Origin of the sequence: Pseudomonas sp. Marseille-P9899 (assembly GCF_903166565.1) — a bacterium.
GTDB classification, from domain to species: domain Bacteria; phylum Pseudomonadota; class Gammaproteobacteria; order Pseudomonadales; family Pseudomonadaceae; genus Aquipseudomonas; species Aquipseudomonas huaxiensis.
The window spans coordinates 135,495-147,749 of the sequence record NZ_CAESCG010000011.1; the positions used below are offsets into that span (position 1 = coordinate 135,495).

The 12,255-nt window shown below is 63.2% G+C and carries 10 protein-coding genes and 1 pseudogene; 9 read left to right on the forward strand and 2 right to left on the reverse strand.

Annotated elements, in window-relative coordinates; genetic code table 11:
* The first annotated feature begins 1 nt into the window (after position 1).
* The 9 genes and pseudogenes from miaA (at position 2) to HWV67_RS32405 (ending at position 9,672) form a co-directional block, all read left to right on the forward strand.
* Positions 2–976: a tRNA (adenosine(37)-N6)-dimethylallyltransferase MiaA gene (gene miaA, locus HWV67_RS30685; protein ID WP_095155948.1), complete on the forward strand. Its 975-nt coding sequence runs from the start codon at positions 2–4 to the stop codon at positions 974–976.
* 94 nt (positions 977–1,070) lie between these two features.
* The gene (gene hfq, locus HWV67_RS30690) at positions 1,071–1,331 is read left to right on the forward strand and encodes an RNA chaperone Hfq (protein ID WP_065758756.1); all 261 of its coding nucleotides are present in this window, start codon (positions 1,071–1,073) and stop codon (positions 1,329–1,331) included.
* 12 nt (positions 1,332–1,343) lie between these two features.
* Positions 1,344–2,645 (forward strand): ribosome rescue GTPase HflX, encoded by a 1,302-nt coding sequence (hflX, locus tag HWV67_RS30695; protein ID WP_175653941.1) that lies wholly within the window; start codon positions 1,344–1,346, stop codon positions 2,643–2,645.
* A 96-nt stretch (positions 2,646–2,741) separates the two neighbouring features.
* Entirely contained in the window at positions 2,742–3,914 is a 1,173-nt protein-coding gene (gene hflK, locus HWV67_RS30700; RefSeq protein WP_110971463.1) for an FtsH protease activity modulator HflK, read from the forward strand.
* The gene (gene hflC / locus HWV67_RS30705) at positions 3,914–4,783 is read left to right on the forward strand and encodes a protease modulator HflC (RefSeq protein WP_175653942.1); all 870 of its coding nucleotides are present in this window, start codon (positions 3,914–3,916) and stop codon (positions 4,781–4,783) included. Before hflK ends, hflC begins: the two co-directional genes overlap by 1 nt.
* A 277-nt stretch (positions 4,784–5,060) precedes the next feature.
* Entirely contained in the window at positions 5,061–6,248 is a 1,188-nt protein-coding gene (locus HWV67_RS30710) for an ATP phosphoribosyltransferase regulatory subunit (RefSeq protein WP_175653943.1), read from the forward strand.
* A gap of 56 nt (positions 6,249–6,304) precedes the next feature.
* The gene (locus HWV67_RS30715; RefSeq protein ID WP_095155953.1) at positions 6,305–7,597 is read left to right on the forward strand and encodes an adenylosuccinate synthase; all 1,293 of its coding nucleotides are present in this window, start codon (positions 6,305–6,307) and stop codon (positions 7,595–7,597) included.
* A gap of 956 nt (positions 7,598–8,553) precedes the next feature.
* Positions 8,554–8,766 (forward strand): annotated as a pseudogene (locus HWV67_RS32400) (methyl-accepting chemotaxis protein); the annotation flags it as partial.
* A gap of 201 nt (positions 8,767–8,967) precedes the next feature.
* Positions 8,968–9,672 (forward strand): methyl-accepting chemotaxis protein, encoded by a 705-nt coding sequence (locus tag HWV67_RS32405; RefSeq protein ID WP_444851806.1) that lies wholly within the window; start codon positions 8,968–8,970, stop codon positions 9,670–9,672.
* Here the strand turns inward: HWV67_RS32405 and HWV67_RS30725 are convergent, their stop codons facing one another.
* Positions 9,673–11,238 carry an ABC transporter permease gene (locus HWV67_RS30725; RefSeq protein WP_175653945.1) on the reverse strand — a complete coding sequence of 522 codons (1,566 nt, stop codon included), beginning with the start codon at positions 11,236–11,238 and terminating at the stop codon, positions 9,673–9,675.
* Positions 11,238–12,251: an extracellular solute-binding protein gene (locus tag HWV67_RS30730; RefSeq protein ID WP_095155956.1), complete on the reverse strand. Its 1,014-nt coding sequence runs from the start codon at positions 12,249–12,251 to the stop codon at positions 11,238–11,240. Before HWV67_RS30730 ends, HWV67_RS30725 begins: the two co-directional genes overlap by 1 nt.
* Positions 12,252–12,255: the final 4 nt, after the last annotated feature.

The following is a 12,255-nucleotide window of genomic DNA, read 5'->3' on the forward strand; positions in this document are numbered from 1 at the left end:
TATGGCGGGCTCCCTCCCTCCGGCAATTTTTCTGATGGGCCCGACTGCTGCGGGCAAGACCGACCTGGCCATCGAACTCACCAAAGTACTGCCGTGCGAGCTGATCAGTGTCGATTCGGCGCTGATCTATCGCGGCATGGATATCGGCACGGCCAAGCCGTCGAAGGACGTGCTCGCGGCCCATCCACACCGCCTGATCGACATCCTCGACCCCGCCGAAAGCTATTCCGCCGCTGATTTTCGCCGTGATGCCCTGCAAGCGATGGCCGAAATCACCGCCCGCGGCAACATTCCGTTGCTAGTTGGCGGCACGATGCTCTATTACAAGGCATTGCTCGAAGGCTTGGCCGATATGCCGCCTGCCGATCCTCAGGTTCGCGCCGAACTCGAAGCGCAGGCTCAGCAGCACGGCTGGCAGGCGTTGCACGATGAGCTGGCGGCGGTCGATCCGGTGTCGGCGGCGCGCATTCACCCGAACGATCCGCAGCGTCTGATCCGGGCGTTGGAGGTCTATCGGGTGAGTGGTTTCACGATGACTTCACATCGTTTGCGTCAAGCTGAGCAAAGTAATGGCCCAGGCGCTTCTGGGCAGGGGCAATTGCCCTATACTGTCGCCAGCTTGGCTATTGCCCCGCAGAATCGACAGGTTCTGCATGAGCGAATTGCGCTACGATTCACGCAAATGCTGGAACAGGGCTTCATTGACGAGGTCCGATTGCTGCGCGCTAGAAGTGACTTGCACGCGGGACTGCCGTCTATACGGGCAGTTGGGTATCGTCAGGTCTGGGATCATCTTGATGGCAAGCTGACTTCAGTTGAAATGCAGGAGCGCGGCATCATTGCCACCCGCCAATTGGCGAAGCGGCAATTTACCTGGTTGCGCAGTTGGGCTGATCTTCACTGGCTGGATAGTCTGGCCTGCGACAATCTGTCTCGCACCTTGAAATACCTCGGGTCGGTCTCCATATTGGGCTGAATCCCAGCGATTGCCGTCTATCCTTGGGGGTGGGGCGGCTTTAGCCATCAGTTTTCTTGTTTTTTTACTATTGATCCTTACAGGAGTGCGGCATATGTCAAAAGGGCATTCGCTACAAGACCCTTACTTGAATACTTTGAGAAAAGAAAAAGTCGGGGTTTCGATCTATCTGGTCAACGGCATCAAGCTGCAAGGGACCATCGAGTCCTTCGACCAGTTCGTGATCCTGCTGAAAAACACCGTCAGCCAGATGGTTTACAAGCACGCGATCTCGACCGTTGTTCCGGTTCGTCCGATTCGCCTGCCTAGCGCAGCTGACGCCGAACATGGCGATGCTGAGCCAGGTAACGCCTGATAGGAGTTCGCTTTGTTCTTTGAGCGCCACGGTGGTGGTGAACGAGCCGTTCTCGTTCATCTGGAAGGTCAGAACCCTGAGGCGCGCGAAGACCCGCAGGAGTTCCAGGAGCTGGCCTTGTCGGCCGGCGCCGATATTGTTGCGTTCGCCAACGTGGGGCGGCACCAGCCAACTGCCAAGTTTCTGATTGGCAGCGGCAAGGTCGAGGAGTTGCGCGACCTGGTCAAGGCTGAAGAGGCCGACCTGGTGATCTTCAATCACACCCTCACCCCAAGTCAGGAACGCAACCTCGAGCGCGTTTTCGAGTGTCGCGTGCTTGACCGCACCGGCCTGATCCTCGACATCTTCGCCCAGCGCGCCCGTACTCACGAGGGCAAGCTGCAGGTGGAGCTGGCGCAGCTTGAACACATGAGCACGCGACTGGTTCGCGGCTGGACTCACCTTGAGCGGCAGAAAGGCGGTATTGGTCTGCGCGGCCCGGGTGAAACCCAGTTGGAAACCGACCGCCGCTTGCTGCGTGTGCGTCTGCGGCAGATCAAGGCCCGTCTGGAAAAGGTCCGCAGCCAGCGAGAGCAGGCGCGCCGCGGTCGCAAACGCGCCGAGGTGCCTTCGGTTTCACTGGTGGGTTATACCAACGCCGGCAAATCGACCCTGTTCAACGCCCTGACCGAGTCCGAGGTCTACGCGGCCGACCAGCTCTTCGCCACACTCGACCCGACCCTGCGCCGACTGGAGCTGGGTGATATCGGGCCGATCGTGCTGGCGGACACCGTGGGCTTCATTCGTCACCTGCCGCACAAGCTGGTCGAGGCTTTTCGAGCTACGCTCGAAGAGTCGAGCAACTCCGACCTGTTGCTGCACGTGATCGATGCCCATGAGCCTGAGCGCATGGCCCAGATCGAACAGGTCATGGCGGTGCTTGGCGAGATCGGTGCTGAAGGCTTGCCGATACTCGAGGTGTATAACAAACTCGATCTGCTCGAAGGCGTTGAGCCGAACATTCAACGCAATGCTGATGGCAAGCCCGAGCGGGTCTGGGTCTCGGCCCGAGAAGGCCGTGGTCTTGAGCTGGTGGGGCAGGCGATTGCCGAGTTGCTGGGGGATGACCTGTTTGTGGGTACCTTGCGTCTTGAACAGCGTTTCGCGCGTTTGCGTGCGCAGTTCTTCGCGGCGGGTGCGGGGCAGAACGAAGAACACGACGATGAAGGCAGCAGCCTTCTGGCAGTGCGCTTGCCACGGGCCGACCTCAATCGTCTGGTGTCACGCGCAGGGCTGGAGCCCGTCGACTTCATCGAACAACACACTTTGCAATAAAAGCCTGACGACGCTGTCGGGCGGCCGTGACAGGCATTCTGTAGCATTGGACGGCGCGCCGTTGGCGCGTCTTTGCTTTATCAGATGGAGAGCGCTATGGCTTGGAATGAGCCGGGTGGCAACTCGAACAATCAAGATCCTTGGGGTGGACGCCGCGGCGGTGGTGGCGGCGACAAGAAAGGGCCACCGGATCTCGACGAGGCCTTCCGCAAGCTGCAGGATAGCCTGAACGGCATGTTCGGCAGTGGCAAGAAACGTGGTGGCGGCGATGGCCTCCCCAAAGGCGGCGGCTTTGGTCTGCTTGGTGTCGGACTCGCTGTGCTGGCTGCTATCTGGCTGTACAGCGCGGTCTATGTGGTCGACGAGCAGGAGCAGGCAGTTGTTCTGCGTTTCGGCAAGTACTACGAGACCGTAGGTCCGGGCCTGAACATCTATTTCCCGCCAATCGATCGCAAGTACATGGAAAACGTCACGCGTGAGCGTGCCTATACCAAGCAGGGCCAGATGCTGACTGAAGACGAGAACATCGTCGAAGTGCCGCTGACCGTGCAGTACAAGATCAGCAACCTGCAGGACTTCGTCCTGAACGTCGATCAGCCTGAAGTCAGCCTGCAACACGCGACCGACAGTGCCCTGCGTCACGTGGTCGGCTCCACGGCCATGGACAAGGTGCTGACCGAAGGACGCGAGCAGATGGCCGTCGAGATCAAGGAGCGTCTGCAACGTTTCCTCGACACCTACCGTACCGGTATCACCGTTACCCAGGTCAACGTACAGAGCGCGGCAGCCCCGCGTGAAGTGCAGGAAGCCTTCGATGACGTGATCCGCGCCCGTGAAGACGAGCAGCGTGCCCGCAACCAGGCCGAGTCCTACGCCAATGGCGTGGTGCCGGAAGCCCGTGGTCAGGCGCAGCGCATCATCGAAGACGCCAATGGTTACCGCGACGAAGTCGTCTCGCGCGCCAAGGGTGAGGCCGATCGCTTCACCAAGCTGGTGACTGAGTACCGCAAGGCGCCGGAAGTCACTCGTCAGCGTCTGTACCTCGATACGATGCAAGAGGTCTACAGCAACACCAGCAAAGTGCTGGTTTCGGGCAAGGACGGGCAGAGCAACCTGCTTTACCTGCCGCTGGACAAGATGGTCGAAGGCAGCCGCAATGCCGCACCGGCCAGCAGCGTACCGACCTCGTCGGCCAACGATGCAGCCAGCCGTGCCGCTTCCGACCTGCAACAGCAACAGCAGCAACTGCGTTCTAGGGAGAGCCGCTGATGAGCAATAAATCGCTGATCGCCCTGATCGTTGGCGTCGTGCTGGCCATCGTGGCCTGGAACAGCTTCTACATCGTGTCCCAGACCGAACGCGCGGTGCTGCTGCAATTCGGTCGTGTGGTTCAGGCCGATGTCCAGCCTGGCCTGCATGTGAAAGTCCCTTACGTCAACCAGGTGCGCAAGTTCGACGCCCGCCTGATGACCCTTGACGCTCCGACCCAGCGGTTCCTGACCCTGGAGAAGAAGGCGGTCATGGTCGATGCTTACGCCAAGTGGCGGGTGAAGGACGCAGAGCGTTTCTACACCGCGACCTCCGGCATGAAGCAGATTGCTGACGAGCGTCTGTCCCGTCGTCTGGAAAGCGGTTTGCGCGACCAGTTCGGCAAGCGCACCCTGCACGAAGTGGTGTCGGGTGAGCGTGACGCGCTGATGGCGGATATCACTGGCTCGCTGAACCGCATGGCGGAAAAGGAGCTGGGCATCGAAGTGGTCGACGTTCGCGTCAAGGCCATCGACCTGCCGAAGGAAGTGAACCGCAGCGTGTTCGAGCGTATGAGCACCGAGCGTGAGCGTGAGGCTCGTGAGCACCGCGCCAAAGGTAACGAGCTGGCTGAAGGTATTCGTGCTGACGCCGATCGTCAGCGTCGGGTACTGCTGGCTGAAGCGTATCGCGAGTCGGAAGAGACCCGCGGTGATGGTGATGCCCAAGCGGCGGCGATCTACTCCAAGGCCTATGGCCAGGATCAGGACTTCTACGCGTTCTACCGTAGCCTGAAAGCCTACCGCGAGAGCTTCGCCAACAAGAGCGACGTTCTGGTTCTCGACCCGAGCAGCGAGTTCTTCCGCTTCATGGGCAAGCCCAAGCCTTGAAACAGATCACCCCGTCGGGCGGCTAATACGTCTGGCGGGGTGATACTGCAAGAAAACGGGTGTATGATGCGGCAGCCGGGAAATTCCCGGCTTTTTTGCGTCTGCAAGATCGAATGACCGCCTGGCGGTCCTGATTCGCGGCGCAGCCCAGGATTTACGAGGGTATTGGCACTGCGGTAACGCTGGAATCAGCGCTGCCCGACATTATTTGCCGGCACCTGCTTCACTCAAGGCTCGCCCGCAGGCAGGCCGCCCGGACCACAGGGGAAATGGCGTAATGGCAACGGTAGACCGCTGGCTGCTGCCAGATGGCATCGAAGAAGTACTGCCACCTGAAGCGACGCGCATCGAAATCGCGCGTCGCCAGGTGTTGGATCTGTTCCAGAGCTGGGGTTACGAGTTTGTCGTGACTCCGCATATCGAGTACCTGGAATCGCTGCTCACCGGTGCCGGTCAGGACCTGGACCTGCGTACCTTCAAGGTTATCGACCCACAGTCGGGCCGGCAGATGGGCTTCCGGGCCGACATCACGCCGCAGGTGGCGCGCATCGATGCGCACACCCTGCGCCGCGAAGGCCCGAGCCGCCTGTGCTACGCCGGCAGCGTGCTGCACGCCAAGCCCCGTGCACTGTCGTCCTCGCGCAGCCCGATCCAGTTGGGTGCCGAACTGTACGGCGATGCCAGCCCTGTCAGTGACGTCGAAGTCATCAGCCTGATGCTGGCCATGCTGCAACTGGCCGACGTACCGGATGTCCATATGGACCTGGGCCACGTTGGTATCTACCGCAGCCTGGCCCGTGCGGCCGGCCTGCCGGGTGATGTCGAGCAGCAGTTGTTCGATGCCCTGCAACGCAAGGCCGTCGACGAAGTGATCACGCTGACCGCCAACCTGCCGGCGGACCTGGCCGGCATGCTGCGTTCGCTGACCGAGCTGTGCGGCGGTCGTGAAGTGCTGGAAGCGGCCCGTGTTCGTCTCGGCCGTGCACCGGCTGCGGTACTGGCGGCACTGGATGACCTGCTGGCGATCGCCGACCGTCTGACGGCGCGGTACCCGGATCTGCCACTGTATTTCGACCTGGGCGAGCTGCGCGGCTACCACTACCACACCGGTGTAGTGTTCGCGGCGTTCGTGCCGGGTGTCGGTCAGTCGATCGCCCAGGGCGGTCGCTACGACGATATCGGAGCTGACTTTGGCCGGGCACGTCCGGCCACCGGTTTCTCCACGGATTTGAAGACCCTGGTCACACTGGGGCGGGCAGAGGTCGTGTTGCCCACTGGCGGGATCTGGATGCCCGACAGCAGCGACGCGGCTCTGTGGCAGTTGGTCTGCCAGTTGCGCAGTGACGGTCAGCGGGTTGTGCAGGCTCTGCCTGGCCAGCCACTGGCTGCCGCCATCGAGGCGGACTGCGATCGGCAATTGATTCTGCAAAACGGGGCCTGGCAGGTACTGCCACTGGCCATCTGAGATTAGCCGCCGGCCCCGTGGTCGGCGCCAAGTTTGCGCGAATGAGGACAAGTGTTATGGGTAAGAATGTCGTAGTCCTGGGCACCCAATGGGGTGATGAGGGCAAAGGCAAGATCGTTGATCTGCTGACCGAACATGCCGCCGCCGTAGTGCGTTACCAAGGTGGCCACAACGCCGGTCACACGCTGGTGATCGACGGTGAGAAAACCGTGTTGCACCTGATCCCGTCGGGCGTCCTGCGCGAAGGCGTGCAGTGCCTGATCGGCAACGGCGTGGTGGTTGCTCCCGACGCACTGATGCGGGAAATCATCAAACTGGAAGAGAAAGGCGTCCCGGTACGTGACCGCCTGCGCATCAGCCCGGCTTGCCCGCTGATCCTCTCCTACCACGTTGCCCTGGACCAGGCGCGCGAGAAAGCCCGTGGCGAAGCCAAGATCGGTACCACCGGTCGCGGCATTGGCCCGGCCTACGAAGACAAGGTCGCTCGTCGCGGCCTGCGCGTCGGTGATCTGTTCCACCGCGAGCGTTTCGCCGCCAAGCTCGGTGAGCTGCTGGACTACCACAACTTCCAGCTGGTCAATTACTACAAAGAGCCGGCCATCGACTTCCAGAAAACCCTGGACGAGTGCATGGCCTACGCCGAGCAACTGAAGCCGATGATGCTCGACGTCACCGCCGAGCTGCACGCTCTGCGCCGTGCCGGCAAGGACATCATGTTCGAAGGCGCCCAGGGTTCGCTGCTGGACATCGACCACGGTACCTACCCGTACGTCACCAGCTCCAACACCACCGCAGGCGGCATCGCCACCGGTTCCGGCGTTGGCCCGATGTACCTGGACTACATCCTCGGTATCACCAAGGCCTACACCACTCGCGTCGGTTCGGGCCCGTTCCCGACTGAGCTGTTCGACGAAGTCGGTGCCTTCCTGGCCAAGCGTGGCCACGAGTTCGGCGCCACCACTGGTCGCGCTCGTCGTTGCGGCTGGTTCGACGCCGTCATCCTGCGTCGCGCCATCGACGTCAACAGCATCTCGGGCCTGTGCCTGACCAAGCTGGACGTGCTCGACGGTCTGGACACCATCCGCATCTGCGTGGGTTACAAGAACGAAAACGGCGCAGTCCTCGACGCACCGACCGACGCCGACAGCTACATCGGCCTGGAGCCGGTGTACGAAGAAATGCCGGGCTGGAGCGAGTCGACCCTGGGTGCCAAGACCCTGGAAGAACTGCCGGCCAACGCCCGTGCCTACATCAAGCGTGTGGAAGAGCTGGTCGGCGCGCCGATCGACATCATCTCCACCGGCCCTGACCGCAACGAAACCATCGTTCTGCGTCACCCGTTCGCCTGATTCGATAAGCGGTAACCACCAAAGGCCCCTCTAGAGGGGCCTTTGGCGTTTTTGCCTTCTGCTGCGGCACAACCTTTGCTGTGAAAATGCCTTCAGGGATGCCATCACTGTAATGGCTCCGAAAAGCAGAGGGATTTACTGTGTCTGCCGTCATCTCATTGTTACGAAGCCGCCTTTTGCGGCCTGTCTTTGTTGCGCTTGGTATCGCTCTTTTGGTGCAAGTGGTGGTCGCTGTGGTGTTGACCCGCAGTACCGTCACCGCGTTGGAAGCCGATCTGGGCAATCGTTTGGGCACCGATAGCCAGAAGCTCACCACCGAGCTGGATCAAGCGGCGAAGGAGGTCAGTTCCGGGCTGAGCAATCTGTCCGAAAGCACACGTCAGCGCCTCACCGCCGGTTTGTCGTCGCGTCTGGAAGAAGAACAGGCGCAATTGCGCGCCACCCTGGAGAAAAACCTCAAGGACTCGGCCAACGACATGGCCGAACTGCTCGCCTCGGTGGCGCCCCGCGCGGTGTGGGACGCTGATGTACCGACCCTGTCGGAGTTTGCCCGGCGCGCCCAGCGCAACCCCAACGTGCTGTTCGTGGTCTACAACGATGCCCAGGGAGAGCACCTCACCCGCTACCTGAACCGTCAGAATCCCATCAACCAGGCCCTGCTCGACAAGGGCAAGGGCGAACGCGCCCTGGACAAGGTGCTGGAAGCCGCACGCAACGACCCGTCGGTGTACTTCGTCGAAGCCTCGATCAGCCCCAATGGCGTCGAGATCGGCAAGGTTCTGATGGGCGTCTCGACCGCGTCGGTGGATGCCGAGCTGCAAGCCCTCGACAAACGTTTCTCCGCGCTCATCGCCAGCGGTGATCAGTTGGTGGGCGACAGCCTGACCAGCGCCGCCGCCGACAGCACCAAAGCGCTGCGCAGCCGTTTGGAGACGGCGCAGGGCAGCGCCGCGCAGATGGCCGCCAACACCTCTCAAAGCGTGCAAGGCGCCGCGCAAACCCTGCGCTGGCGCATCGGCCTGGGCCTGGCCCTGGTCGGCTGCGGCGTGTTGCTGGTGGTGGCGGTCGTGTTGGGCCGTCGGGTGGTGAACAAGCTGCGCCTGCTGATTGCCGCGCTGGACGACCTCGCCGCCGGCGAAGGCGACCTGACCAAGCGCGTAGCCATCGACAGCCGCGACGAGATCGGCGACATGGCGGCGGCGGTGAACCGCTTCGTCGACAAGTTGCAGCCCATTGTTCGCGAGGCCGGTGAAGTGGCCCAGCGCACCGGGGTCGAGATCGGCGCCATGGCCCAGCAGAATGCCGGTGCCGATTCGGCGGCGGCGGCGCAGCGTGATGAAGTGGCCGAAAGCCTGCGCGCACTGTCGAGCATGGCCGATGAAGCCCAGGCCGAGAGCAAGGCTATGCAGGCCGCGTTGCAGCAAGTGGTGGATATTCGCCAGGCCACCGACGAGAACAGCCGCACTTCGGCGCAGGTCGCCAAGCTGATCGAGGCGCTGGCCGGGCAGGTGGACACCGGTTCCAAGGTGATCGTGCGTCTGGCTGAGCAAAGCGAGCAGATCGAGGTGGTGCTGACGGTGATCCACGGGATTGCCGAGCAGACCAACCTACTGGCGCTCAATGCCGCGATCGAGGCGGCGCGGGCGGGCGAAACCGGTCGTGGCTTTGCCGTGGTGGCGGACGAGGTGCGGGCGCTGGCGAGCAAGACCCAAAGCTCCACCGGCGACATCCAGGCCCATATCGGCGCGCTGCAACAGGGCGCGAAGGAAGCGGTGGCGGCGATCAGTCGGGCGGGGCGTCAGGCCAGCGAAGGCTTGCTGGTCTTGCGTGACAACGCTCGCTTGCAGCAGTCGGTGCAGGCGTCGGTGGAGCAGGTGCACGCGGCCATCGGCCTCGCCACCCGCGCGGCCGAGCAGCAGGCCCAGGGTGCGCAGGCGGTTCGCGGGCGGGTGGAAAACATCCATGCGCAGGCCGAACGGGCAGCTCAGGTGGTCATGCAGACCACCGCCAGCAGCAAGGTGCTCGACGACCTGGCGGCCCAGCTCAAAGCCAGCCTGGGCCAGTTCCGCGCCTGATCAGGCGCGGTTCAGGTACATCCGGGTGGTCAGCAGGTACACCGGCAACCCGGACACCAGAATCAGCAGCGCCGCATACGGCGCTGCTGCGGCGAACTCGACGTTGGCGGTATGCGCCCAGACCTCGGTGGCGAGGGTGGTCATGCCGGTGGGGCTGAGCAGCAAGGTAGCCGTCAGCTCCTTCATGGCGTCGAGGAACACCAGGGCGAAGGCTGCGGCCAGTGCCGGGAAGATGATCGGCAAGGTCACCCGGCAGAACGCCGTGAATGGTGTCGCCCCCAGCGTCCGCGCCGCTTCTTCCAGTTGCGGCGCGGCCTTGGTCAGCGCGGTGCGCACCGGCGCTTGCGCCAGTGGCAGGAACAGCAGCGCGTAGGCCAGCAGCAACAACCCGGTGGTCTGGTACATCGCTGGCACATAGTGCAAGGCGAAGTACACCAGCGTCAGCGCAATCACCAATCCCGGCAGGGCATGCAGCAGGTACGGCAGGCGCTCGGCCCAGATCGCCAGGCGACCCTTGTAGCGCACCACCAGGAAACTCACCGGCAATGCCAGCAGCAGGCTCACGCCCGCGCCGCCCAGCGACAGCGACAGCGACGACAGCAGCGCCCGGCTGATGTCCGCGACCGGGAAGGCCGCCGACGAACCGACGCTCAGCCAGTACGCCAGCATCCCCAGCGGAATGCCGCTGCCGAGAATCGCCAGGCCCAGGCAATACACCTGGCCCAGCGGCATCCAGCCGCGCAGGCGAACCGGCGCGCCGCGCCGCGCCACGCCCTGGCCGATGCGCACATGGCGCGCCTTGCCGCGCACCCGCAGTTCCAGCCAGAGCATCAGCAGGCACATGAACAGCAGCACTGCCGAAAGCATCGCTGCGTTGGCGTTGCTGAACTCCAGTTCGAACTGCTGGTAGATCGCCGTGGTGAAGGTCTGCAGGCCGAGAATCGACAGCGCGCCGAACTCCACCAGCATGTGCAGGGCGATCAGCAGGCTGCCACCGAGGATCGACGGCCACAGCAGCGGCAGGGTGACGCGCCAGAACACCGCCCAGCGGTTGCAGCCCATGGTCCGCGCCGACTCCTCCAGCGAGGTGTCGAGGTTGCGCAGGGTCGCGGCCACCGGCAGGAAGATCAGCGGGTATTTGGACAGGCTCATCACCAGGATGGCCCCGCCCAGCCCTTCATAGATCGGGCTCAACGACACCCAGGTGAAGCCGCTGACAAACGACGGCACGGCGAACGGCAGGCACAGGATCACGCCCCACAGGCGCCGGCCCGGCAAATCACTGCGCTCCAGCAGCCAAGCCAGGGACAAGCCGACCACCGCGCAGGTGACCGTGACCCCGACCATCAGCAGCAGGGTGTTGCGCATCAGGCCCCAGACGAAGGGCCGCCAGATCAGGCGCAGCGCTTCGTGCCAGCCGGCCTGCCAGGTTTTCAGGGCGACGTAGAGCAGTGGCAGCAGGCTCAGCCCCACCAGCAGCAGGACCGGCAGCACCACCCAGATCGAGGGCCGCTTGCGGCGGGGAACGAAACCGGTGCCGAGCTGAACGGGAAGAGCAGCGCTCATCAGAGCAGGCCGACTTCGCGTTCGAGTTCCAGCGCTTCCTCGGCGTTACCCAGGTCAGCCGGGGTGATCTTCGGCGGACGCAGGTCTTCGAACGGCTTCAGGCCCTGGTCGGAGACCATGCCCTTGTGCAGCGGGTACTCGGCGGTGGTCTGGGTGATGACGCGCTGGCCTTCTTCGCTGGCCATCCAGGCGAGCAGGGCCTGGGCTTCCTTCGGATGCTTGCTGGCCTTCACCGCGGCGGCGCCGGAGATGGTCATCAGGCCGCCGACGTCGCCGTCCGCCAGGTAGTACAGCTTGGAGTCGAGCTGGCCGCGTTCTTTCTTCAGCGCGTACCAGTAGTAGTTGTTCACCAGCACGGCGGCGACTTCACCGTTTTCCACGGCTTTGAGCGCGACCATGTTGTTGGTGTAGGTCTTGCCGAAGGCTTTCAGGCCGGTCAGCCATTCTTCGGCGGCTTCGCGGCCGTGGATTTTCAGGATGGCCACGGCCTGTTCCTGGAACGCGCCGCTGGTGGGCACGAAGCCGATCTTGCCGTCCCACTCGGGGTCGGCGAAGTCCATCACCGATTGCGGCAGGTCTTTCTCATCGATCTTCTTCGGGTTGAACGCGACCACGCGGGTTCGCGCGGTGACGCCCATCCAGCTGCCGTTGCTGGCGACGAAGTCCTTGGGCAGCATCTCCAGGGTCGAGTCATCGATTTTGGCCAGCAGGCCCAGCTCGCCGAGGTTGTTCAGCGGCGGCGACTCTTCGGTGTAGATCACGTCGGCCGGCGAGCGGTCGCCTTCCTCGATGACCTGACTGGCCAACTGGTTGCTGCTGCCTTTGCGGATCTTGATGTGAATGCCGGTCTTGGCCTCGTAGGCCTTGGCGATGGCGTCACCGATTTCCTTGTGCTGGCCGTTGTACAGCGTCAGGGTCACAGGATCGGCGGCCATGGCGGCCGGCGCTGCGAGCACCAGGCCGAGAAGGGAAACGGCCAGGCCGCGCAGCATCGGGTTACGGCGAATCGTCATGCGG

Excerpts from the sequence above, each read along its gene's own strand:
- miaA (WP_095155948.1), top strand. The coding sequence starts at position 2 with ATGGCGGGCTCCCTCCCTCCGGCAATTTTTCTGATGGGCCCGACTGCT.
- hfq (WP_065758756.1), top strand. The coding sequence starts at position 1,071 with ATGTCAAAAGGGCATTCGCTACAAGACCCTTACTTGAATACTTTGAGA.
- hflK (WP_110971463.1), top strand. The coding sequence starts at position 2,742 with ATGGCTTGGAATGAGCCGGGTGGCAACTCGAACAATCAAGATCCTTGG.
- hflC (WP_175653942.1), top strand. The coding sequence starts at position 3,914 with ATGAGCAATAAATCGCTGATCGCCCTGATCGTTGGCGTCGTGCTGGCC.
- HWV67_RS30710 (WP_175653943.1), top strand. The coding sequence starts at position 5,061 with ATGGCAACGGTAGACCGCTGGCTGCTGCCAGATGGCATCGAAGAAGTA.
- HWV67_RS30715 (WP_095155953.1), top strand. The coding sequence starts at position 6,305 with ATGGGTAAGAATGTCGTAGTCCTGGGCACCCAATGGGGTGATGAGGGC.
- HWV67_RS32405 (WP_444851806.1), top strand. The coding sequence starts at position 8,968 with ATGGCCGATGAAGCCCAGGCCGAGAGCAAGGCTATGCAGGCCGCGTTG.
- HWV67_RS30725 (WP_175653945.1), bottom strand. The coding sequence starts at position 11,238 with ATGAGCGCTGCTCTTCCCGTTCAGCTCGGCACCGGTTTCGTTCCCCGC.
- HWV67_RS30730 (WP_095155956.1), bottom strand. The coding sequence starts at position 12,251 with ATGACGATTCGCCGTAACCCGATGCTGCGCGGCCTGGCCGTTTCCCTT.